Below are 21,417 nucleotides of genomic sequence, written 5' to 3'. Positions count from 1 at the left end.
GCATGCCCGGCCCCCGGTCCTAGCGGACCTTGATGCCATTCTCTTTTATCAAGCTGGCCCAGCGCTGCGTTTCCTGCTTGATCATCACCTTGAACTGCTGCGAAGTGTTGCCGACCGTATCCAGCCCGAGCTTGGCGAGCTTGGCTCTCACGTCGGGATTCTGCAGCGTCGCATGCACTGCCTTCTGCAATTTGGCGAGCACCTCCGGGGGCGTGCCCGCAGGCGCAAACAGGCCATTCCATTGCAGTACATTGAAATTCTTGAAACCCGCAGCCTCTTCCATGGTCGGCACATCAGGCAGCTCTTTCATGCGGGCCGTGGAGGTGACCGCCAGTGCCCGGAGCCGATGGGCGCGGATAGCGCCGATGCTGGAGGCCGCATTGGCGAAAAAGGTATCGACCCTTCCGGCTATTACGTCGACCTCCGCCGGCGCCCCTCCTTTGTAGGGCACGTGCAGAATATTTATGCCGGCGTCCTTCTTCAGCAACTCCCCGATCAATTGGGCCAGGCTGCCGACGCCATATGAAGCGAAACTCAATTTGCCCGGCGCCTTCTTGGCCGCCGCTATGTATTCCCCCACGGTGTGATAGGGCGAGTTTTCGGCAACGACCATCACATTGGGCACGCTGACCGTCTGCGAAATCGGTTCGAAGTCCTTGTTCGGATCGAACGGAACCGAATAGATCAAAGGGTTGATCGAAAACGACGATGCGTCGTAGAGCAGCGTATAGCCGTCCTTGGGAGCGCGCGCGGCCTCCCCTTCGCCGATCACGCCGGATGCCCCGCCTTCGTTCTTGATGACGATAGTGCCGCCCAGCTCCTGGCTCAATACCGGCGCGATGATGCGCGCCGCATTGTCGGCGCCGCCGCCCGCCGAAAACGGCACGATCATCTGTATCGGCCGATCGGGATAGCCCGCGGCAAGCGCGGGCGCGCTCAATCCGGAAGCGCCCAATAGCGCCGCCACAGCCAAGGTAATGATACGGAAACGATTCGGCATGATCAGTCCATTTTGTCCGGTTGAAAGGGAAGCCGCTTACATTGTAGGCATTGGTTTACCAAACATATCCAAATAATATTTCTCATAAAAAGCGATATTGTCTATCTTTGCAAGCATGATTTCGGATACCCCGGCACCGCACTCAAGGCCCGCGAAATCGGCCTGCCGCAAATGCGAGCGTCGGATGCCGCGCGCCCGGCCATAACCGATTCTCAATGCGTGCATCGTTTCAACTGCGCACCGACTTATAGATTTTCTATCTTCGGAAGGTTCGGATCCACGCACACGGAAGCGGCCCGCGACCTTACACTCGGGGACACCGCCGCATCGATCCGCCCGCCAGCAGCGATGGCATCGAGCGCATGCCGCGGCTGCAGCCCTCCGATATACGCAACCCGACACCAGGAGCTTTTCATGCACGACACGCTGGCCGAGCAGTTGGCCGAATATGCCGAAACGCTGAGATATGAAGATCTCGACCCGGCCACCATCGAAGCCGTCAAACGGCAATTGTGCGACGCGCTAGGTTGCGGCCTGGCGGCGATTCATCAGGAGCCGGTGCGCGTGGCGCGCAGTCTTGCCCTAGGCAATGGCAAAGGCAACGCAATACTGTTCGGCACGCGCTCGGGCACCAGCCCGGAGCTGGCTGCATTCGTCAACGGCGCGGCGGTACGGCACTTCGACTACAACGATATTTATTCCGCCAAGGAAATCACTCATCCGAGCGACAATATCCCCGCGTGCCTGGCGATGGCACAGGCACAGGCGGCGACAGGGCGCGAACTGATCCTTTCGATCGTGCTGGCCTACGAAATCGTATGCAGGCTGGCCGACGCGGCGAGCATCAGTTCGAACGGCTGGGACCACCCGTGCTATAGCCTGCCTGCGGCGGCCTTGGCGGCAGGCAAGCTGATGAACTTGCCCTTCAGGCAACTGACCGAAGCCGTGAACATCGCGCTGGCGGGCCATCTGAGCATCAATCAGACTCGCGTCCAGGCCCTGTCCAACTGGAAAGGCATGGCCGACGGCAATGCGGCCCGCAATGCCGTATTTGCAGCACAACTGGCGGCTGCGGGCGTCACGGGGCCCGCTCCTATATTCGAAGGCAAGGCGGGATTCTTCAAGCACGTGTCCGGCCCATTCACCATGGACATTGCGCAATTCGGCGGACGGGCGGGCCGCTTCCGCATCAACGATTGCACCGTGAAAATGTATCCGGCGCTGGGCATGGCACAAACCGCGGTGCCGGCGGCCCTCGACGCGGCACGCCAGGCGGGCGGCGCGGACCGCATCGTGCGGGTCGAGATCCACACCACGCAAGCAGGCAAGTACACCGCCGGCAGCGACCCGCAGAAATGGGCGCCGCAAAACAGCGAGACCGCCGACCACAGCCTGCCTTATATCGTGGCCAGGGCAATCTTCGCCGGCGACATCGACCACGACAGCTATAGCGACGAAGCGCTGTCCGATCCCCGCCTGCGCGCCTTCCTGAAGAATGTGACGGTCAGCGAAGATCCGGCGCTGACGGAGCTCTATCCCAAATACTATCCTACGAGAGTCACTGTCACGCGCGACGATGGCCAGGCGTACAGCGCACAGGTCAACGACACTCCAGGATTCCCGACCCACCCCATGCTGCGCTCCGACCACGAGCAGAAATTCCGCAAGAACACGAAAGGCATTCTTTCCGAGGAAAGAATCGAGGCGCTGCTCGACATATTCTGGCGGCTCGATGCCTGCACGGATCTGCGCGAGCTGACCGACGCCATGGCGGTCATGGACTGAGGGCCGCCGCCATCAGCTCTTGATCGAACCGCCCGAGCGGCAATACCAGCGCAGCGTGAGATCGGCAATATCGGCCACGGGCAACATGGCATCGACGGTCAGCGTCAGGCCCTCGGACACAGGCGGCTCCAGGTCGGCGAACTGGGCCGCCACCAGAGAACTGGGCATGAAATGGCCGGTGCGCAGCGCTACTCTTTCATATGCCACGCGCTCGGGCAGATCCAGGAACACTAAGCCCAGCGCGGGCACCGCGGCGCGCAGCCGGTCGCGATAACGGCGCTTCAGGGCCGAACAGGCCAATACCGCGAGCTCGCCGCGCCGCGCGCAATCGCTCAGCTCCGAAGCCAGACGATCCAGCCAGGCGGCGCGGTCCTCGTCGGTCAGCGCCTCGCCGCGCCGCATTTTGGCGATATTGGCTTGCGGATGAAACTCGTCGCCTTCTATCAGGCGGCCTCCCAGGCGTTCGACGACTACCTGCGCAACGCTGCTCTTGCCGCAGCCCGAGACACCCATCACCACCAATGCCAGCTTATTCGGGTTCATCGATTCAGGTCCCGCGGCGCCAGCCTCGGAACCCCGGCCTCCGCTCATTTGCCTCGCAACATGTCGATGCGGCGCCGGTCGCGCTTGGTCGGCCGGCCGGCTGCGATATCCAGTGCCGGCTCCGGCGCCAGCCGGCGCAGTTCCGCAGCCCGTTCGCGCGCCGCCATGCTTTCGGGCGTTTCTTCGTAGAGTCTGCGCGCCACGACGGCCGGCCCGCGCACGCCGCTCAGCTCGCGCACCCGCACTTCGAGCGGCGGGTCGTCCTTGCGCACGCTGACCAGGTCTCCGACGGTCAGTTCGCGCGCCGGCTTGGCCGGCTGCTCGTTGACCAGCACCCTGCCCTTGCCGATTTCTTGTACAGCCAGGCTGCGGGTCTTGTAGAAACGGGCCGCCCACAGCCATTTGTCGAGGCGGATGCGATCCATGTCAATTGCTCCCGCCGTGCCGGCCATCGGCTTCGAGCTCGACGGGCACGGCGCGGCATGATACAGGCGCGGCGCGACTTGGCTCTGGCCGCGTATACGCGTATGCGTATACCCGCATTAGCGCATATTGCCGGTGTGCCCCAGCGAATAACGCCCCGGCTGAGGCCAGACGGTCAGGCCGTGCGGCTCCATGCCGACGCGGATCTTGCGCACGGCGCCGGTGGTGGTATCGAAGGCATACACCACGTCGTCGAAGCGTCCCGACAGCCACAGGACCTTGCCGTCGGCGCTGACGTTGCCCATGTCGGGGCTGCCGCCGCCCGGAATCGGCCAGGTGGCGATCACCTTGCGGGTGGCGAAATCCAGCACCGAGACGCTGCCCTTGCCCTTGGTATGGCCGTGGACCATGTTGGAGCCGCGATTCGAGATGTACAGCTTGGTGGCGTCGCGGCTGGGGTACAGGCCGTGCGTGCCGACACCCGTACGCACGAAGCCGATCTTGCGGAAGCTGTCGCCGTCTATCAAGTGCACGCCATCGGCCATCATGTCGGCCACGTAGAACACCTTGCCGTCGGGCGAGATGCGGATGTCCTGCGGCATGCTGCGCTTGGCCAGCTTCAGGTAGCCCATCACCTTGTGGTCGACCATGTCGATCTTGACCAGGCTGCCGTCGAACTCGCAGGTGAAGATGGCATAGCGGCCGTCGATCGCGAAATCAGCATGGTTGACGCCGGCACAACCGGAAACGGGCACCGAGAACTGCAGGGCCATGGTGTGCGGGTCGCGGAAATCCAGGCGCTTGAGCGATTCGGCCACCACGATGGCCGACTTGCCGTCGGGCGTGAAGTACATATTGTAGGGATCGGCCACGGGCACCGCCGGACCGGGCTTGCCCGTGGTCGGATCGATGGGGGTGAGGCTGCCGCGGTTGGTGCCCTCGGCATTGTTCGCCACCCAGAGGGTCTTCAAATCCCAGGACGGCACCACGTGCTGCGGGCTGAGCCCGACCTTGAACTTGTCCACTACCTTGTAGGTGGCCGGGTCGATGACGTAGACATCGTTGGAACGCACATTCGGCACGTAGACGCGCGGCAGCGCGCCGGCCACCGCCGGGCTGAGCTTGCCGGCGGCGGCTTCGCTGTAGAGATTATGCGGATCGACCACGGGCGGCATGCCGGGCACCGTGTCGATACGCTCGCCGGCAACGCGGCTCGCGGCTTCCTGCGCAGCGGCGCCCGGGCCTGCGTGGCCGGACGGCTCGGGCACCTGCCCCGCCGGGGAGGCAGCCGGATCCGCTGGCGCTGCGGGTGCTGCCGATACGGCTGGCGCGACAGGTGTGGCTGGCGCAGCCGCTGTAGCTGACGTAGGTGACGTAGCTGCTGTAGCTGGTGCAGCCGGGGCTGCCGCCGCGGCCGGTGCCGCCTGTTGCGCAGGCCGGGCGGCCTGCGCCGTGGCTGCCGCTGCCGCAGCGCCCTCGGACACGCCGTCGGCGGCCCTTGCAGTATGCAAACCGGCCAGCGCCAAGGCGGCACACAGGGCGGTCTGGACGTATCGTAGCTTCATGATGCGGATTCCATGGAATGAAGTCGGGAACCCGGCGCGGCTTGCGGGCGCGCCGTAGGGCGGAATGACATTGGCCCACAAGAGCTGGGCCAGGAAAAAACGCTATGGAACTGCTGCCTGCCGGCTGGAGCCGCCGCAGCAATATTCAAGGCGCTCGCGGGGTCGAACAGGCCCGGGCACAGCTGGGTTCGGCCCATCGGGCGGAAACTGGCGCTTGGGCTAGGGCTCATGGTTTGGCGGTTTCCTTGCGCAATTCGGCTATGGTGCGTTCGACAATGAGCCGCACCCCCAGTTCCCCGAGCTGCGCGCTGGCGCGGCGCGGATCGCCGCCGTAAACGCCATCGGCCGCGCCGGGACGCGGCGCCGTCTTCAGCCGGTCCGTGCGCACCATGCCGGGCGCCACGGCAAGCAGCAGCGAGGTATCCGCCAGGCCAGCGTGGGTGCCGATCTCGTCGTCGCGGTAGCCGCGCTTGCGCAGCAGCTCGTCGAAGCCTTTCGAACTCGCCTGGTAATAAGCGGCGGGCACCAGCGCCCTCGCGCCCGAGCCGGCCCATTGCTTGTTCAGGCGCGCCGCGACGCGGCGCAGATCGGCCTGGTAGCCGCCATGGTCGCCCAGGAACACGATATTGCGAAAACCGTGCACCTTGAAACTGTCGGCCGCGGAAGCCAGCATGGCCTCGAACGCCTGGTCGGGAATCGTGATCGTGCCGGGAAAGCGCATGTGCGAGGTGGTCGGGTGCAGGCCGCCTTCGGGCACATAGGCGATGACCGGCGCCACGAAGGCGTCGCCCAGGCCGCGTGCAATTTGTTGCGACAGGGCCAGCGCGCGGGCATTGTGCTTGCCCAGGGCCACATAGGGGCCGCTTTGCTCGGTGCCGCCCACGGGAATGATGATGGTGGTCTTGCCGGCGCGGATCTGGTCGCGCAGCTCGGTCCAGGTCTGGTCGGCCAGCAGCACGTCCGGCGCGGCCGCCAGCGCCGGCGCGGCGCGCAGGCACAGCAATAGCATTACCGCGCAGGCCGTGGCGTTGATACTGGTTCTTCTCATGGCAGCCGTTGTCGGGTCGGTGGAAGCAGCAAGAATCCTGTCGGGAGGGGATCGCAAAAACCCCCGGGGCGCAATGCAAGGCGCAACCAGGGATTATATGCCCCGCCGTGTCGCGGCGCGCCGCGGCTGCCCTCAACTGCGCTGGCGCCGCTGCAGGATATTGGCCAGCACGACGAATATCCCTACCAGCAGAATGAACAGCGTGGCCAAGGCATTGATTTCCGGGCGCAGCCCGAGGCGCACCCGCGAGAAGATTTCCAGCGGCAGCGTGGTATAGCCCGGCCCCGACAAAAAGGCGGCGATCACCACATCGTCCAGCGACAAGGTGAACGACAGCAGCCAGCCCGCGGCCAGGGCCGGCGCGATCAGCGGCAGCGTGATCAGGAAGAACACCTTGAGCGGCGTCGCGCCCAGGTCCAGCGCGGCCTCTTCCAGGCTGCGGTCGAGATCGCGCACGCGCGACTGGATCACCACCGCCACATAGGCCACGCACAGCGTGGTGTGCCCGGCCCAGATGGTGAACATGCCGTTGCCGTCGGGCCAGCCCAGGGTCTTGCTGGTTTCGACGAACAGCAGCAGCAGCGAAATGCCGAGCACGACCTCGGGCAGCACCAGAGGGGCGCTGAGCATGCCGATATACCGCGCGAAGCCGCGGAACCGTCCCATGCGCACCAGCACATAGCCGGCCCAGGTGCCTATGATGGTGGCCGCGGTGGCGGTCAGCAGCGCGATGCGCAGCGACAGCCACGCGGCATTGAGCAGCGCCTGGTCGCCGGCAAGCTGGTGATACCACTTCAGCGAAAAGCCCGACCACGACGTCATCAGCGACGAGGCGTTGAACGAGAACACCATCAGGCACGCGATGGGCGCATACAGGAACAGATAGCCCAGCGTCAGGTTGAAGGCGCGCCAGGCATGCCCGCGGCGTTTCATCGCGGCCTCCCGCGCGGCCCTTCGAGCTGCTTGATTTCGTTGATCTGGAACAGCGCCAGCGGCACCAGCAGCAGCAGCACCATGACGCAGGTCACGGCCGCCGCCATCGGCCAGTCGGCATTATTGAAGAACTCGTTCCACATGACGCGGCCCATCATCAGCGTATTGGCGCCGCCCAGCATCTCGGGGATCACGTATTCCCCCACCGCGGGTATGAACACCAGCATGGCCCCGGCCACGACTCCCGGCATGGACAGCGGCAGCGTGATCTGCAGGAACGCGCGCCACGGCCGTGCCCCCAGGTCGTAGGCCGCATCTAGCAGCCGCTGGTCCAGCTTCACCAAATTGGCGTACAGCGGCAGGATGAAGAACGGCAGATAGGCATAGACCAGGCCTATGTACACCGCCATATCGGTACGGTAGATTTCCAGCGGCTTGTGGATCACCCCCAGCCACAGCAGCAGGTGATTGAGCAGGCCGTCGTTGCGCAGGATGCCCACCCAGGCATACACGCGCAGCAGCATCGAAGTCCAGAACGGCAGGATCACGCCCAGCAGCAGCACATTGCGCACGCGCGGGTCCGAGCGCGCGATGCCGTAGGCCATGGGATAACCGATCAGCGCGCAGCACACTGTGGTGACAGCGGCGATCTTCACCGAGCTCAGGTAGGTCGCAAGGTACAGGCTGTCGGAAAACAGCAGCGCGTAGCCGCGCAGGTGCAGCGTGAAAGCCACTGCCTGGTCTTTCAGCTCGAGCAGCGGCGTATACGGAGGAATGCCGAACTTCAGGTCCGCGAAGCTGATCTTGAAGACCATCAGGAACGGCAGCAGCAGGAACAGCGCCAGCCAGAAGAACGGCGGGGCTATGGCCAGCGTCCGCCCCGAAACCAGCGAGCGCAGGCGCGCCAGGCGCTTCATGAGGGCAATACCGTGGCGCTGCCGCTCGACCAGGCGACATACACCTCGTCGCCCAGCGCCGGCGCATCGGCCTGCGCCAGCGACAGCGCCGGCACGCTGGCGTGCACCGCCAGGCCCGAATCCAGCTTGACCTGGTACAGCGCATAGCTGCCCATCCAGGCCACGTGCCCGACCAGTCCATGCGCCCAGTTCGAATCGCCCTCGGGCTGCTCGCGCGACACGCGGATGCGCTCGGGACGGACCGACACATGGACTTCCATGCCCAGCGGTTCGCTCACGCCGTGGTCGACATACAAGGGGCGGGCAAGCTCGGGGCTTTCGATCACGACATGGTCCGGCTCGTCGACCACGATGGTGCCGGAAAACAGATTGGTCGAACCGATGAAGCTCGCGACGAAGCGCGAATTCGGGAAACTGTAGACGTCTTGCGGGGTGCCGCACTGCACGATCTGCCCTTCGGTCATGACCGCCAGGCGATGCGCCATGGTCATGGCCTCTTCCTGGTCGTGCGTGACCAGCATGCAGGTCACCCCCACCTGCTCCAGGATCTTGACGAGCTCGATCTGGGTCTTCTGGCGGATCTGCTTGTCCAGCGCCGACATGGGCTCATCGAGCAGCAGCAGCTTGGGACGCTTGACCAGGCTGCGCGCCAGCGCCACCCGCTGCTGCTGGCCGCCGGACAATTGTTGCGGCTTGCGCCGCGAGAAGCCGGCCATTTGCACCAGATCCAGCGCCTCGAAGACCCGGTCGTGGATCTCGGCGCGCGGCACGCCTTCCTGCTTCAGGCCGAAAGCGACGTTGGCCTGCACCGTCATGTGGGGGAACAAGGCATAGGACTGGAACATCATGTTGACCGGCCGCCGGTAAGGCGGCAGGTCGGTGATGTCCTGGCCGTCCAGATAGATGCGCCCGGAAGTCGCGGGCTCGAAGCCCGCCAGCATGCGCAGCAGCGTGGACTTGCCGCAGCCCGAGCTGCCCAGCAGCGCGAACAGTTCGTTGCGGCGCACCGACAGGCTCACGGACTGCACCGCGACCGTATCGCCATAGATCTTGACCAGGTTTTCGAGCCGGACGAACTCGTCCGGGTCCTGGGACCAGGCCTGCTGCATCTGGCGGCCATCCGTCATGGTGCGCTCACCTGCCCGATTTCAGTTCCGCCCACAGCCGCGTCTGCAGACGCTGGATCTGGAACGGCTGGGGCTTGATCACGAACAGCGTCTTGGCCACTTCGGGCGGCGGATAGATCTCGGGGTTGTCGGCCACCTCTTTGATCACGTACTTGCGCGCCTCTTTATTGGCGTTCGGATAGAACATGGTGTTGGTGATGGCCGCGTGCACCTGCGGCGTCTCGATGTAATTGATGAAGGCCCAGGCCTCTTGCGGATGCGGCGCATCCTTGGGCACCGCCATGGTGTCGAACCAGGCCGGCGCGCCGCCCTTGGGAATGAAGTAATTGATCTCGTAGGGCTTGTGCGCCTGCTGGGCCCGGTGGCGGGCGATCATCACGTCGCCCGAATAGGCATAGACCATGCACAGGTCGCCGCCGGCCAGCTCGTCGATATAGCCCGAGGAACTGAACTGCCGGATGTAGGGGCGGATTTTTTTCAGGACTGCCAGGGCGGCCTGGTAGTCGGCCGGGTTGCTGCTGTTGGGATCCTTGCCCAGGTAGTGCAGCACCGCCGGAAACACCTGGGCGGCCTCGTCCAGCATGGAAATGCCGCAGGACTTGAGCTTGGCCGCGTTCTTGGGATCGAACAGCGTGTCCCAGCTGTCGAGCTTGGCATCGGGCCCCAGGATCTGGCGCACCTTGGTGATGTTGTAGCCCAGCCCGTTGGTGCCGTAGCCCCAGGGCACCAGGTACTGGTTGCCCGGATCGACCGTGGCCACCAGCGACATGATGGCCGGGTCCAGGTATTTCAGGTTGGGGATTTGCGACTTGTCCAGCTTCTGGAAGATGCCGCCCTCGATCTGGCGCGCGGCATAGTGCGTGGACGGCACCACCACGTCATAGCCCGAATGCCCGGCCAGCAGCTTGGCCTGCAGCGTGTCGTTGCTGTCGTAGACGTCGTAGCGCACCTTGATGCCGGTGGTCTTCTCGAAGCCCGACAACGTGTCGGGCGCAGTGTATTCGGCCCAGTTATAGACGTTGACCACCTTCTGCTGGGCCTGGGCGCCCGCCGCCAGCGCCGCCAAGGCCAACCCCGCCGCCCAACGCAGCATACGCTCGAATTCCATCGCCAGCGCCCCCCGCCTATATAGGCAAGACAATGTGGAAAAACGAGATGATAAAGCCTTTTTCGGCGGGAAGTTATGGATTTGCGGGCCCTGCGTCCCGGCAGCCGCGAGCGCGGCCATGGACGGCTGTTCCGCGGCCTCGCCCGTGGCGGCAGGCTGTGGCAAATCCTGCCGGGCCGCCGCGCGGCGCCCGCCAGGGGTGCCGGACTCAGGAAAAATACACCGCTATGCCGCCCAGTTCACCGTAGTCGGCATGGATGGTGTCGCCGGCGGCCACCGCCACCGTGCGCGTGAACGAGCCGGCCAGGATGACATGCCCGGCCTCGAGCTCTGTGCCGTGCTGCGCCAGCTTGTTGGCCAGCCACGCGACGCCCATGGCGGGATGCCCCAGCACCGCCGCGGCCACACCCGATTCTTCTATTACGGCATTGCGGTACAGCAGCGCCCCCACCCGCCGCAGGTCGAGCTCCAGCGGCCGTATGACGCGCCCGCCCAGCACCACTCCCGCCGCCGCGGCATTGTCGGCGATGTTGTCCACAATACGGCGCGGGTAGCGGCTGCGGCCGTCGATCAATTCGAGCGCCGGCTGCACATAGGCGGTGGCGTCGAGCACATCGAACAAAGTGGCGCCGGGCCCCCGCAGCGGCCGCGACAGCACGAAGGCCAGCTCGACCTCCACGCGCGGCGCAATATAGCGCTCGACCGCAATCGATTCGCCATCGGCATGGAACATATCGTCCAGCAAATAGCCGTAGTCCGGCTCGGAGATTCCGGCCGTAGCCTGCATGGCCTTGGATGTCAGGCCGATCTTGTGGCCCCGCAGCCTGGCGCCTTGCGCCAGCCTGGCCGCCAGGGTCTCGCGCTGTATGGCGTAGGAATCCGCGATCGCTATGCCCGGAAACCTGATATCGAGCTGCTCCGTGGGCGTGACGCTGCGCTGTGCCTCGATCAGCAGGCCGGCCGCTGTTTTGCGGTCGGCCTCGCTAAGCATGATCGGCCTCGCGCTCGTCGGCCACGACATTGGCCAGCACGCCGATTCCAGGCACCTCGACCTCGACCCGGTCGCCGGCTTGCAGGAAACGCGGCGGGTCGAAACGCACCCCGGCGCCGATCGGCGTGCCGGTGGAAATCACATCGCCCGACTGCAGTGTCGTCCAGGTAGAAATGTAGTGGATCAGGAAATCGAACGGGAACATCAGATTGGCGGTGGTATCGCGCTGGCGCTGCTCGCCGTTGACGCGGGTGATGACCTCCAGCTTGTCATAGCCGTCGAACTCGTCGGCGGTGACCAGCCAGGGCCCCATCGAGCCGCTGGCGTCGAAATTCTTGCCCTGCGTGACGTTGAACTTGCCGTGCCTGACCCAGTCGCGCACCGTTCCCTCGTTCAGGCAGCTCAGCCCCGCGATGTGGCGATGCGCGTCGGCCACGGCGATACGGCGTCCGGGGCGGCCTATCACAATGGCGATCTCGCCTTCATAGTCCAGTTGCTGCGATTCGGGCGGACGCAGCAGTGGCGCGCCATGCCCGACCAGCGAGCCCGGGAAGCGCGGAAATACGCTCGGGTACTTGGGCGGCGGCGTACCGTCCTTGTATTCCTCGTTGCGCTTGCCATAGTTCACGCCCACGCAGATGATCTTCTCGGGACGAGGTATGGGCGGCAACAGCCTGAGCCCGTCCAGGTCCAGGTCGGGCTGCGCCTGCCGGGCGATTTCGCGCAGGCGCGCCTCGCAGCCTGCGGCCAGCGCCTCGCGCAGGCTGGAGATCTCCGGCCCGAGCCGGCCGCGCCCCAGGTCGATGACGCCGCCATCGCGCACGATGCCGAAGCTTTCCGCGCCTTGCGCTTCGAAGGAGACCAGCTTCATGCTTCGAACCCGAACAAGGCGGCCGGATTGTCGACCAGGATCTTGTGCAGCGTGGCCGCGTCGCCCGCGTACCGGTACAGCAGTTCGAGCAGGTCGCCCTCGTTGGGCGGCTGCTTGACCGACACGGGATGCGGCCAGTCGCTGCCCCAGATGACGCGGTCCGGCGCGGCCTCGATGCAGGCCTGCGCCAGCGGCACCACGTCGTCCCAGGGAAACCCTAGCCGCGACAGCTTCTCGCTCAGTGACAGCATGACCCAGAAATTGCCCCTGCCCAGCAGCTCCAGCACTTTGCGCAGGGTGGGATCCGCAGAGCCTTTGGAAGGATCGGCGCGGCCCATGTGGTCTATCACCACAGGCATGTCGAGCTTTTCGAACTGCGCCACCTGATTCATGATGCCATCGGGTTCGGGCTGGAACTTCACATACCAGCCCAGTTCCCGCACGCGCCCGATGGCGCGCTCGAAATCGGCGGCCGACATCGAGATGCCCAGTCCCTGCCGGCTGAAGCGCGCGCCCCGGACGCCGGCACGGTGCAGCTTGTCCAGATAGGCATCGTCGCGCTCGAGCAGCACGACCGCATTGGCGCATGCCCGATAGCCGGGCCCCGCGGCAGCCAGTGCATCGAGCACCACTTGGTGGTCCGCGCCATAAGTGGTCGCCTGCACGATCACCCCGCGCTGTATGCCCAGCGTCCGGTGCAGGCGCAGCGCGGTCTCTATCGTCGCCGTCGGCATTTCGTAGGCGGCGCCGGCACGCACCGGGTAGCGCTCGCGCGGCCCGAATACGTGGAACTGGCTGTCGCAACTGTGCGGCGGCGGCAACGGGCTGGGAGACCGCGGATTCGGGTCAAAGGGCAGATATTGCGGCATGATGCTGTCTCGCTTGGTTTGATCGGGTTGCGTATTTGATGTGCTGCTTCAAGCCGCCGTATCCATGACGGCGATGAAGTCGCATTCGATGAGCTTGCCGCCGTCCAGGCTGGCCTGCATGGTGTGCCGCGCCGGCCGATCGGCCGGATCGGGGAACATGCGCAGCCAGGGCACGTTCAGGGCCGCCCGCTGCGTCCTGTCGTTCATCCAGACCGTCATCTTGATGATGTCCCGCGGAGAGCCCCCGGCGGCCTCGATGATGCGCCGCACATGGGCGAACATCAGCTCGCACTGCTCGGCCAGCGTGGCGCCGTAGGCGCCGGTGGCGGAATCGGTGCCCTGTATGCTGCCGGAATAAAGCATCTGTCCGATGCGGCATGCCGCCGGAATGGGATTCTTGTGGCTGAACCCCTCGGCGTAGATACTGGTACGTTTCATGGTGATGTGCCTGCCTGGCGAATGGAATTCAATTGACGTGGATATGGGCGCGCTTGATGACCGGCGTCCAGCGCGCATCCTCAGCAGCCAGATACGCGGTGAATTCCTGGGGTGTGGCGGCGCGCGCCTCGGCGCCCAGGTGGTCGAACTTGTCGATCACATCCGGCTCTTTCAGGATCTTGTGCAGGGCCGCGCTCAGGCGATCCACGATATCCTTGGGCGTGCCCTTGGGCGCCAGCAACCCGGTGAAGGTCGTGGCCACCATGTTCTTCACGCCCGCCTCTTCCATCGTCGGCACGTCGGGCAGCGACTTCACGCGCTTTTCTGTAGTCACCGCCAGCGGCCGCAACTGTCCCTTGCGGATGAAAGGCAGCGCCACCGACACCTGGTCGAAATCGAAATCCACCTGGCCGCTGAGCAGGTCGGTCAGCGCCGGGGCATTGCCCTTGTACTGCACCGTGGTCCAGTGCGCGCCCGTCACCGACTGCAGCAGCTCGCTGACCAGATGATTGCTGGTGCCCGCGCCCGGCGCAGCCATGTTCAGCTTGCCCGGCTCTTTCTTCGCAAGCGCGATCAGGTCGGCCAGGGACTTGACCGGCAGGCTCGGGCGCACCTGCAGGACCATCGGGGTATAGGACACCGAACTGATGGGCTCGAAGCTCTTGTTCCATTGATACGCATTGCTGCGGCCGAAGATCAGCGGGCTGTACAGCAAGGGCCCGTTGGCGGCCATGAACAAGGTATAGCCGTCCGGCGCCGAGCGCGCCACGTACTCGCCGGCGATCATGCCCCCCGCGCCGGGCTTGTTCTCGACGATGAAGGGCTGGCCGAAGGCCTTCTGCAAGCCGGGCGCGATGATCCTGGCCGCCACGTCCACATTGCCGCCCGGCGGGTACGGCACGACGATTTTTATCGGCTGGCTCGGCCATTGGGCGGCCTGCGCGCCGGCCCCGCAGGCCAGGGCCAGCGAGGCTGCAAACCATACGAATTTATTCACGATTGTCTCCTAGGCTTGGTCTGTGTTGCGGTGGAAACAAGATATCAATCGACCAAGGCGTCAACAAGCGCGATTTGCAAAATTAGTTCGATATATGGACTAATATTCAAAACTCTTCGCCGCCATCTCGAAAATTTCCTGGTGATTGAAGGAAAATTCAGATTCGTCGCGAACAAATCCATTCACAATATGGACGCGAAACCACAGAGGCCATGGCACGCAGTCCCCATGCAGCCCTGCCCGTCCCGTAACGCAGCCGCGAGGCCAAGCAATGCAAATACACTCGGCGGACATCAGTCCTGAACAGACCTACAAGCTCATGACCGGCATCGTGGTGCCGCGGCCCATCGCCTGGATCAGCACCCGGTCGGCAAACGGCCTGGTCAACCTGGCGCCATTCAGTTGCTACACCATCGTTTCCAACAAGCCGCCGATGATAGGCGTGAACATCGGACGCAAAGCCGGCGTGCGCAAGGACACCGCGCGCCACATACAGGAAACGGGCGAGTTCGTGGTCAATATCGGCGACGACACGCTGATCGAGGCCATACACCAGAGCGCCGTGGAGCATCCGCCAGAAATCAGCGAACCGCAGCTACTGAACCTGGAACTCGCGGACGGGCAGGCGGTCGCAGTGCCGCGGCTCATGGCAGCGCCGATCAGCATGGAATGCCGCCTGCATTCCGTGACGCCTTACGGCGACACCGGCGCCGAATTCCATGTCGGCGAAATCCTGTTGTTCCATGTGCGCGACGGCCTGCTGCACAACGGCAAGATCGATACCGCCCAGTTGCGTCCGGTCTGCCGGCTGGGCGGGCCGAACTACGCCACACTCGGAGACATCATCGCCATGGCGCCGATAGCCCAGACACCCAAGGCGACCATGGACAAGCAGGCCGGACAATCATGAGCCGGGACGACACCGCCGCCGGCGAGCCCGATACTTCGCAAGGCGCGCAGACCGTACACCGCACCATGGCCATCCTGCGCCTGCTCGCTTGCGGCCAGGAGCGCGGCGTCAGGCTGACGGACCTGGTGCACATGTCGGGCCTGAACCGGCCCACGGTACACCGCATCCTCAAGGCCCTGGTGGCCGAAGGCGCCGTCGAGCAGCACGCCGATACGCGGCGCTATCTCATCGGCCCCGAGCTCACGCTGCTGGGCATCGCCAGGACCAAGCGCTTCCCGCTGACCAGCATCGCCGGCCCCTATCTGGGCAAGCTGGCCGAGCAGGTCGGGGACACCGCATTCCTCAGCATGCGCCACGGCCACGATTCGATCTGCATAGGCCGCAAGACCGGCGGCCATCCCATCCAGGTGCTGTCCATCGAGGTGGGTGTGCGCCGTCCCCTGGGCGTAGGGGTTTCGGGCGTGGCGCTGCTGTCGTGCCTGCCCGAAGATGCGAGCGAGGCTATCATCGCCGGCAATGCCCGCCGCCTGGCCGCGCACAATCTGGACCCGCAGGAACTGAGCCGCCGCGTCCAGGAAGCTCGGGCCCTGGGATATGCCTACGTGCGCGCCGGCATCATGCCCGGCACCTCGGCGCTATCCATTGCCATACGAGCCGTCGACGGCGAGCCGCTGGCCGCCGTCACCATCACGGCCATGGCCGAGCGCCTGGGCCCGCAACGCCTGCCCGAAGTCCTGGCCGCCATGCGCGAACAGGCCCGCCTGATCGCCCGGCACCACGCCGAGGTCCGGCAATGAGTCCAGGGCGGATCCCGTTACGGTTCAGGCCGTCAGCCGCTCTACCCAGCCGGCGTAGGCGTCGATGAAGCGGCTCAGGTACTTGCGGCCCTCTTCATTGGGCTCGCCGGCCTCGTCGAACAGCTTGGGCGCCTGGCTCAAGTAGGTCTCGGGCTGCGCCATGCACAGCACGTCCAGGCAGGCCAGCGACTGGCGCAGATGATGATTGGCCCCGAAACCGCCTTGCAGGCCCGGAGAAGCGCTGATGACGGCGCCGGGCTTGCCGCTCCATGCATTGTGGCCGGGCGGGCGCGACGCAATGTCGACCGCATTCTTCATGGCGGCCGGCATGGAGCGGTTGTGCTCGGGGGTGACGAAGATCACGCCATCGGCTTGCCGGATCTGCTCGCGGAACGCCGCATAGGCCGGCGCAGGAGGCTCCAGGTCGAAGTCCTGGTTATAGAGCGCCAAGCCGCCTATATCGATCAGCTCCAGCGACAGCGCAGGCGGCGCCAGCCGCTGCAGCGCTCGCGCCACCTTGCGATTGATGGAGTCCTTGCGCAGACTGCCCACGATGACGGCGATACGCTTGCTCATAGTGTGTCCCCAATGAAAACCGAAAACGAAAACCTGCAGCAATCAAAACCTCGGGCGAGCCACCGACATGCATCGCCGCCCGTCATCACAGCCCCGGCCATGGCAGCGGCGGCGGCACCAGGCGCGGCCCCGGGCCGACGGGGATATTGCCGTAGCGTCCGGCGCCGCCCTGCTCCCAGTCGTGCTGCGCGCGGGCTATGTCGGCCTTGCTGCGGCCCACGAAATTCCACCAGATGAATACCTCTTTGGCCTCCGGTACGCCGCCCAGCAACAGCACTCGCGCCGGCCCGTCCAGGCGCAGCCTCGCGCTGCCGCGGCCCGCACCCAGATAGGCCAGCTCCCCCACGCCGAAATCCTGCCCCTCGACCTGCACGCCGCCGACCAGCGGCGACACGGCATATTCGAAGGCCCGATCCAGGGGCAGCTCCAGCGCGGCGGGGCCGTCGGACAGCAGTTCGATGCCGACCAGGGGCGAATAGATCCGCGCCGGCGCCTCGCGCCCGCCAAACGCGCCGGCCAGCAGCGTGCACTGCACGCCTTGCTCCGTCCAGCGCGGCAACTCGGGATAATGCTCGAAACCCGGCTCGCCGGCGGCCTGTTCGGGCGGCAGCGCGATCCACAATTGCGCCGCATGCAGGCGCGGCGGCTCCGCCAGCGACTGCTCGGTATGGGCTATGCCTCGTCCGGCCGTCATCAGGTTGACCTGGCCTGGACGTATCACCTGCTCGTTGCCGAGGCTGTCGCGATGCAGCACCTCGCCCTCTATCATCCAGGTAAAGGTCTGCAGGCCTATATGCGGGTGGGGCCCGACCTGCATGCCCGCCTCGCCCGGCCCGAACTGCGCCGGGCCGGCGTGGTCGAGAAAGCACCAGGCGCCCACCAGGCGGCGCTGGCGCGAGGGCAGCAGCCGGCTGACGGGAATGCCGCCCACGTCGGCAACGCGGCCGGCGATGCGCTGCACGGCATCGGCCGCGCTCCCGGCGGTATCGGACGCGGCGCGTTCGGGACTGGATTCAGATGTGTTCATGGCGGACTCCGGCTGCGGGATCGGCGCCTGGAAAAGCCTTGCGCCGGACAGTTCGCCGGCAAAGCCCATGCCCCAAACCAGGCCGTTCAGGGCTCATGCGGCAAGGGCAAAAAAAACCAGGCAGCCACGGAAGTGACTGCCTGGGATTCTACCGCGCCGGGTCGCCGCCGCGCGGGCGGCGCCCGCGCAGCGCCTTATTGCCCTTCGAGGAAGCTCTTGAGCTTGTCGGCGCGGCTGGGGTGGCGCAGCTTGCGCAGCGCCTTGGCCTCGATCTGGCGGATGCGCTCGCGCGTGACGTCGAACTGCTTGCCGACCTCTTCCAGCGTCTGGTCGGTGCTCATCTCGATGCCGAAGCGCATGCGCAGCACCTTGGCCTCGCGCGGGGTGAGCGAGTCCAGCACTTCCTTGACCACATCGCGCATCGAGCCATGCAGCGCGAATTCCGAGGGCGACAGCGTGCCGGTGTCCTCGATGAAATCGCCCAGGTGCGAATCGTCATCGTCGCCGATGGGAGTTTCCATCGAGATGGGCTCCTTGGCGATCTTGAGGATCTTGCGCACCTTGTCCTCGGGCATGTCCATCTTCTGCGCCAGCGTGGCTGGATCCGGCTCGGCGCCGGTTTCCTGCAGGATCTGGCGGTTGATGCGGTTCATCTTGTTGATCGTTTCGATCATGTGCACCGGGATCCGGATGGTGCGGGCCTGGTCGGCAATGGAACGCGTGATGGCCTGCCGTATCCACCAGGTGGCGTAGGTCGAGAACTTGTAGCCGCGCCGGTACTCGAACTTGTCCACGGCCTTCATCAGGCCGATATTGCCTTCCTGGATCAGGTCGAGGAACTGCAGGCCGCGGTTGGTGTACTTCTTGGCGATGGAAATCACCAGGCGCAGGTTGGCCTCGGTCATCTCGCGCTTGGCCTTGCGGGCCTTGGCCTCGCCGGTCGCCATGCGCTTGTTGACGTCTTTCAGGTCTTTCAGCGGCAGCACCACGCTGACCTGCAGGTCGATGAGCTTCTGCTGCAGTTCCTGCACCGCCGGGATATGGCGCTCGAGCGTGGCCGAATAATCGTGCCCCGCGGCCACTTCCTGCAGCACCCAGTCCAGATTGGTCTCGTTGCCCGGGAAGGACTTGATGAAATGCGCGCGCGGCATGCCGGCGCGGTCTACGCAGGTATGCAGCACCGCGCGTTCGAGCTTGCGCACCTCGGCCACCTGCTCGCGCAGGGTGTCCGCCAGGCGCTCGACCATCTTGGCAGTGAAGCGTATGCCCATCAGTTCGCTCAGGATGGCTTCCTGGGCTTCGGCGTACGCGTGGGCCTCGTAGCCTTCTTTCTCGAAGGCCTTGCGCATCTTGTCGAACCAGGAGGCGATCAGGTCGAACTTCTTCAGCGACTGCACGCGCAAGTCTTCGAGCTGCTTGCTGCTCATGCCGCCGGCCGGGCCGTCTTCGTTTTCGTCGCTGTCGGCGCTGACGCCAGCTCCGGCGTATTCCTCGCCTTCCTGGTCGATCAGGCCGTCGACGATTTCGTCGATCTGCGCGCTGCCGTCACGCACGCGCTGCACGTGATTGAGGATTTCGTTGACCGTGGTCGGGCAGGCCGCGATCGCCATGACCATGTGCTTCAGGCCATCTTCGATACGCTTGGCGATCTCGATCTCGCCCTCGCGGGTCAGCAGCTCGACCGTGCCCATTTCGCGCATGTACATGCGCACCGGGTCGGTTGTGCGGCCGAAATCGGAATCCACGGTGGTCAGCGCCGCCTCGGCTTCGTCCTCGACGTCGTCGTCGTTGGAGGCCACCGGCGCGTTGTCGCTCATCAGCAGCGTTTCGGCATCGGGAGCCTGGTCGTAGACCGAGATCCCCATGTCGCTGAACGTGCTGATGATGCCGTCTATGGCTTCGGCATCGACCAGGTCGTCGGGCAGGTGGTCGTTGATCTCGCCATAGGTGAGATAGCCGCGCTCCTTGCCCAGCTTGATCAGCACCTTGAGCCGGTTGCGGCGCGCTTCCTGCTCTTCGGGCGTCATCTGGCTGCGGGCCGGCGCGTCCTTCTCGGCCTTGGCGCGCTTGCCGCCGCGCTTGGGCAGCGGCTTCAGATCGGGGATGACCTCGGCTTCGCCGTCGCCGTCGTCATCAACGAAATCAGCGCCGTCATTGGCGTTGTTCTTGGCCGGACGGCCCGGGCGGCGGCCGCCTGGCGCCGGGCGCGCAGCCTTGGCGGTTTTCTTGCCTTCGACCGCGGCAGCAATCTTCTCGAGCGCCGCATCGTCGGAGCCCACGGCTTTTTTCGCCGTCTTCCTGGCCGGCGCTTTCTTGGCCTGCTCGGCCTTGGCTTCCCCTTTCACCTTGACGGCCGTCTTGTCGGCCTGCGCGGCCGCCGCGGCGGTCCGAGCTTTTTTCGCAGCGGCTTTGTCCGCTGCCAAAGAGGTTTTACCAGTAGATTGGGTCATAGTCGCTTCCGTAGACGCAAACGCCGCCGGCCCGACAAGGGCCGGACGTTGCTGGACAGAACTTCTACGGACCATCGGTCAAAAAGACTACAAGCCTTGGCTGGCCTCGACGCGCGGCAAACGCCGCCCGGGCCTGGCATCCGGCTTTCTTTCCGACTGAAAGTCCGTCACTCACATACATCGCAAAGACGCGCATAGCCGCCCGGGCGGCGGTTCCGTGGTCGAAGTCCGGGATATGAGATTCCTTGGCGCAAAGGCTGCAAGGCTGATGGACACTTCGATCGGGCGTAACCGGCACCGGGGCGCAATGACCGCAAGCACATGGGAAACCGGAAATCCGCCCCGTAACGGGGCGCCGGCCTACCTGCCTTGGCGGCACCATATTGCGAAACTATACAAACACTTCGCGAAAACTCTTGATTTTACAATAACTCAACGCAAGGACACGGTACTCAATAGTGTAATGCGCCGCGTCAATTCTTGATACCTGCTGCGCGCCGCCTCGCCGGCCAGCCCGCCCTGCACCAGGGCCGACTGCTCGGCCTTGAGCGCGTCGAGCTCGATGCGGCGCAGCGCATCGTTCCATTCGGTCTGCGGGTCGGGCAGATCGTCCTGGTCCAGCAGTTCGGCCGACAGCGACGCCAGCACGCCCGCCAAGTCCGACTCGGGGTCGGCGGCCTGCAACAGCGCCCCTACGTGGCGCGCCCCGCTGGTATGGGCCAGGGCTATCAATTCCCTGACAAGTACCAGATGGGGGCCCTGCTCCAGAACTTCAAGCTGCTGGTCGCCCAGGCTGTCCACCAGCCGCGGGTGCGCCAGCAGCAGGCGCAACAGCCGCTTGGCCATGGACGCCACCGCCCGCGGCTGGCGGCTGCGGCGCGCCCGGCCCTCAGGCGCGCCGGCTGGCCGGAACCCGGCCCCGCCCCCGTCGTCCGGCATGCCATCAAAAAACGGCGAAGGCTCATCCGGCGGAAAATCCGGCATATCCGCATGATCCGCGGGCGGCCCGTCATGGCCGGCCCGCCTGCCGGCGCCATCGGCC

General features: G+C 65.2%; 21 protein-coding genes. 3 read left to right on the top strand and 18 right to left on the bottom strand.

Annotated elements, in window-relative coordinates; translation table 11 throughout:
* Window positions 1-19 precede the first annotated feature (19 nt).
* Entirely contained in the window at window positions 20-1,000 is a 981-nt protein-coding gene (locus KVP10_RS19260; protein ID WP_217966370.1) for a Bug family tripartite tricarboxylate transporter substrate binding protein, read from the bottom strand.
* A gap of 414 nt (window positions 1,001-1,414) precedes the next feature.
* Here KVP10_RS19260 and KVP10_RS19255 point away from each other — a divergent pair, with 414 nt between their 5' ends.
* The gene (locus KVP10_RS19255; protein WP_246600851.1) at window positions 1,415-2,785 is read left to right on the top strand and encodes an MmgE/PrpD family protein; all 1,371 of its coding nucleotides are present in this window, start codon (window positions 1,415-1,417) and stop codon (window positions 2,783-2,785) included.
* A 12-nt stretch (window positions 2,786-2,797) separates the two neighbouring features.
* Here KVP10_RS19255 and KVP10_RS19250 read toward each other — a convergent pair whose 3' ends face one another.
* From KVP10_RS19250 to KVP10_RS19190, 13 genes are all read right to left on the bottom strand, one after another.
* Window positions 2,798-3,328, bottom strand: a complete 531-nt coding sequence (locus KVP10_RS19250) for a gluconokinase (RefSeq protein WP_246600850.1) — start codon at window positions 3,326-3,328, stop codon at window positions 2,798-2,800.
* A gap of 44 nt (window positions 3,329-3,372) precedes the next feature.
* Complete coding sequence (locus tag KVP10_RS19245; protein ID WP_217966368.1) at window positions 3,373-3,753, bottom strand: RNA-binding S4 domain-containing protein; 381 nt, start codon at window positions 3,751-3,753, stop codon at window positions 3,373-3,375.
* A gap of 117 nt (window positions 3,754-3,870) precedes the next feature.
* Complete coding sequence (locus KVP10_RS19240) at window positions 3,871-5,019, bottom strand: YncE family protein (RefSeq protein WP_452101187.1); 1,149 nt, start codon at window positions 5,017-5,019, stop codon at window positions 3,871-3,873.
* 523 nt (window positions 5,020-5,542) lie between these two features.
* The gene (locus tag KVP10_RS19235) at window positions 5,543-6,364 is read right to left on the bottom strand and encodes a creatininase family protein (RefSeq protein WP_376810912.1); all 822 of its coding nucleotides are present in this window, start codon (window positions 6,362-6,364) and stop codon (window positions 5,543-5,545) included.
* Window positions 6,365-6,496: 132 nt separating this feature from the next.
* A complete protein-coding gene (locus KVP10_RS19230) occupies window positions 6,497-7,297 on the bottom strand; it encodes an ABC transporter permease subunit (RefSeq protein WP_217966367.1) in 801 nt (266 codons plus the stop codon).
* On the bottom strand, window positions 7,294-8,214 hold the full coding sequence (locus tag KVP10_RS19225; protein ID WP_217966366.1) for an ABC transporter permease subunit: 921 nt from the start codon (window positions 8,212-8,214) through the stop codon (window positions 7,294-7,296). Before KVP10_RS19225 ends, KVP10_RS19230 begins: the two co-directional genes overlap by 4 nt.
* Window positions 8,211-9,341 (bottom strand): ABC transporter ATP-binding protein, encoded by a 1,131-nt coding sequence (locus KVP10_RS19220; RefSeq protein WP_217966365.1) that lies wholly within the window; start codon window positions 9,339-9,341, stop codon window positions 8,211-8,213. Before KVP10_RS19220 ends, KVP10_RS19225 begins: the two co-directional genes overlap by 4 nt.
* Window positions 9,342-9,348: 7 nt before the next feature.
* Window positions 9,349-10,449, bottom strand: a complete 1,101-nt coding sequence (locus tag KVP10_RS19215) for a polyamine ABC transporter substrate-binding protein (protein WP_217966364.1) — start codon at window positions 10,447-10,449, stop codon at window positions 9,349-9,351.
* A 208-nt stretch (window positions 10,450-10,657) separates the two neighbouring features.
* The gene (hpaH, locus tag KVP10_RS19210) at window positions 10,658-11,440 is read right to left on the bottom strand and encodes a 2-oxo-hept-4-ene-1,7-dioate hydratase (RefSeq protein ID WP_217966363.1); all 783 of its coding nucleotides are present in this window, start codon (window positions 11,438-11,440) and stop codon (window positions 10,658-10,660) included.
* The gene (locus KVP10_RS19205) at window positions 11,433-12,311 is read right to left on the bottom strand and encodes a fumarylacetoacetate hydrolase family protein (RefSeq protein ID WP_217966362.1); all 879 of its coding nucleotides are present in this window, start codon (window positions 12,309-12,311) and stop codon (window positions 11,433-11,435) included. Before KVP10_RS19205 ends, hpaH begins: the two co-directional genes overlap by 8 nt.
* The gene (locus KVP10_RS19200; protein WP_217966361.1) at window positions 12,308-13,180 is read right to left on the bottom strand and encodes an amidohydrolase family protein; all 873 of its coding nucleotides are present in this window, start codon (window positions 13,178-13,180) and stop codon (window positions 12,308-12,310) included. Before KVP10_RS19200 ends, KVP10_RS19205 begins: the two co-directional genes overlap by 4 nt.
* Window positions 13,181-13,228: 48 nt before the next feature.
* Window positions 13,229-13,618: a RidA family protein gene (locus tag KVP10_RS19195; protein WP_217966360.1), complete on the bottom strand. Its 390-nt coding sequence runs from the start codon at window positions 13,616-13,618 to the stop codon at window positions 13,229-13,231.
* 28 nt (window positions 13,619-13,646) lie between these two features.
* Entirely contained in the window at window positions 13,647-14,585 is a 939-nt protein-coding gene (locus tag KVP10_RS19190; protein ID WP_246600858.1) for a Bug family tripartite tricarboxylate transporter substrate binding protein, read from the bottom strand.
* Between the two features lie 301 nt (window positions 14,586-14,886).
* On the opposite strand from KVP10_RS19190, the gene KVP10_RS19185 reads away from it, so the two are divergent.
* Entirely contained in the window at window positions 14,887-15,525 is a 639-nt protein-coding gene (locus tag KVP10_RS19185; protein WP_217966359.1) for a flavin reductase family protein, read from the top strand.
* The gene (locus KVP10_RS19180; protein WP_217966358.1) at window positions 15,522-16,322 is read left to right on the top strand and encodes an IclR family transcriptional regulator; all 801 of its coding nucleotides are present in this window, start codon (window positions 15,522-15,524) and stop codon (window positions 16,320-16,322) included. Before KVP10_RS19185 ends, KVP10_RS19180 begins: the two co-directional genes overlap by 4 nt.
* A gap of 24 nt (window positions 16,323-16,346) precedes the next feature.
* Here the strand turns inward: KVP10_RS19180 and KVP10_RS19175 are convergent, their stop codons facing one another.
* The 4 genes from KVP10_RS19175 to KVP10_RS19160 form a co-directional block, all read right to left on the bottom strand.
* Window positions 16,347-16,898: an NADPH-dependent FMN reductase gene (locus KVP10_RS19175; RefSeq protein ID WP_217966357.1), complete on the bottom strand. Its 552-nt coding sequence runs from the start codon at window positions 16,896-16,898 to the stop codon at window positions 16,347-16,349.
* Window positions 16,899-16,983: 85 nt separating this feature from the next.
* Complete coding sequence (locus KVP10_RS19170; RefSeq protein ID WP_217966356.1) at window positions 16,984-17,925, bottom strand: pirin family protein; 942 nt, start codon at window positions 17,923-17,925, stop codon at window positions 16,984-16,986.
* Window positions 17,926-18,119: 194 nt separating this feature from the next.
* Complete coding sequence (gene rpoD / locus KVP10_RS19165) at window positions 18,120-20,375, bottom strand: RNA polymerase sigma factor RpoD (protein WP_217966355.1); 2,256 nt, start codon at window positions 20,373-20,375, stop codon at window positions 18,120-18,122.
* Between the two features lie 432 nt (window positions 20,376-20,807).
* Complete coding sequence (locus tag KVP10_RS19160) at window positions 20,808-21,221, bottom strand: hypothetical protein (protein ID WP_425514663.1); 414 nt, start codon at window positions 21,219-21,221, stop codon at window positions 20,808-20,810.
* Window positions 21,222-21,417 lie beyond the last annotated feature (196 nt).

Origin of the sequence: Candidimonas humi (assembly GCF_019166065.1) — a bacterium.
GTDB classification, from domain to species: Bacteria; Pseudomonadota; Gammaproteobacteria; order Burkholderiales; family Burkholderiaceae_B; genus Candidimonas; species Candidimonas humi.
The sequence above is the reverse complement of the archived record's forward strand: the minus strand, read 5'-3'. Positions and strand labels throughout refer to the sequence as shown.

What these genes read in the sequence shown, in the direction of transcription:
- KVP10_RS19260 (WP_217966370.1), bottom strand. Translation starts at nt 1,000, where the DNA reads ATGCCGAATCGTTTCCGTATCATTACCTTGGCTGTGGCGGCGCTATTG.
- KVP10_RS19255 (WP_246600851.1), top strand. Translation starts at nt 1,415, where the DNA reads ATGCACGACACGCTGGCCGAGCAGTTGGCCGAATATGCCGAAACGCTG.
- KVP10_RS19250 (WP_246600850.1), bottom strand. Translation starts at nt 3,328, where the DNA reads ATGAACCCGAATAAGCTGGCATTGGTGGTGATGGGTGTCTCGGGCTGC.
- KVP10_RS19245 (WP_217966368.1), bottom strand. Translation starts at nt 3,753, where the DNA reads ATGGATCGCATCCGCCTCGACAAATGGCTGTGGGCGGCCCGTTTCTAC.
- KVP10_RS19235 (WP_376810912.1), bottom strand. Translation starts at nt 6,364, where the DNA reads ATGAGAAGAACCAGTATCAACGCCACGGCCTGCGCGGTAATGCTATTG.
- KVP10_RS19230 (WP_217966367.1), bottom strand. Translation starts at nt 7,297, where the DNA reads ATGAAACGCCGCGGGCATGCCTGGCGCGCCTTCAACCTGACGCTGGGC.
- KVP10_RS19225 (WP_217966366.1), bottom strand. Translation starts at nt 8,214, where the DNA reads ATGAAGCGCCTGGCGCGCCTGCGCTCGCTGGTTTCGGGGCGGACGCTG.
- KVP10_RS19220 (WP_217966365.1), bottom strand. Translation starts at nt 9,341, where the DNA reads ATGACGGATGGCCGCCAGATGCAGCAGGCCTGGTCCCAGGACCCGGAC.
- KVP10_RS19215 (WP_217966364.1), bottom strand. Translation starts at nt 10,449, where the DNA reads ATGGAATTCGAGCGTATGCTGCGTTGGGCGGCGGGGTTGGCCTTGGCG.
- hpaH (WP_217966363.1), bottom strand. Translation starts at nt 11,440, where the DNA reads ATGCTTAGCGAGGCCGACCGCAAAACAGCGGCCGGCCTGCTGATCGAG.
- KVP10_RS19205 (WP_217966362.1), bottom strand. Translation starts at nt 12,311, where the DNA reads ATGAAGCTGGTCTCCTTCGAAGCGCAAGGCGCGGAAAGCTTCGGCATC.
- KVP10_RS19200 (WP_217966361.1), bottom strand. Translation starts at nt 13,180, where the DNA reads ATGCCGCAATATCTGCCCTTTGACCCGAATCCGCGGTCTCCCAGCCCG.
- KVP10_RS19195 (WP_217966360.1), bottom strand. Translation starts at nt 13,618, where the DNA reads ATGAAACGTACCAGTATCTACGCCGAGGGGTTCAGCCACAAGAATCCC.
- KVP10_RS19185 (WP_217966359.1), top strand. Translation starts at nt 14,887, where the DNA reads ATGCAAATACACTCGGCGGACATCAGTCCTGAACAGACCTACAAGCTC.
- KVP10_RS19180 (WP_217966358.1), top strand. Translation starts at nt 15,522, where the DNA reads ATGAGCCGGGACGACACCGCCGCCGGCGAGCCCGATACTTCGCAAGGC.
- KVP10_RS19175 (WP_217966357.1), bottom strand. Translation starts at nt 16,898, where the DNA reads ATGAGCAAGCGTATCGCCGTCATCGTGGGCAGTCTGCGCAAGGACTCC.
- KVP10_RS19170 (WP_217966356.1), bottom strand. Translation starts at nt 17,925, where the DNA reads ATGAACACATCTGAATCCAGTCCCGAACGCGCCGCGTCCGATACCGCC.
- rpoD (WP_217966355.1), bottom strand. Translation starts at nt 20,375, where the DNA reads ATGACCCAATCTACTGGTAAAACCTCTTTGGCAGCGGACAAAGCCGCT.
- KVP10_RS19160 (WP_425514663.1), bottom strand. Translation starts at nt 21,221, where the DNA reads ATGGCCAAGCGGCTGTTGCGCCTGCTGCTGGCGCACCCGCGGCTGGTG.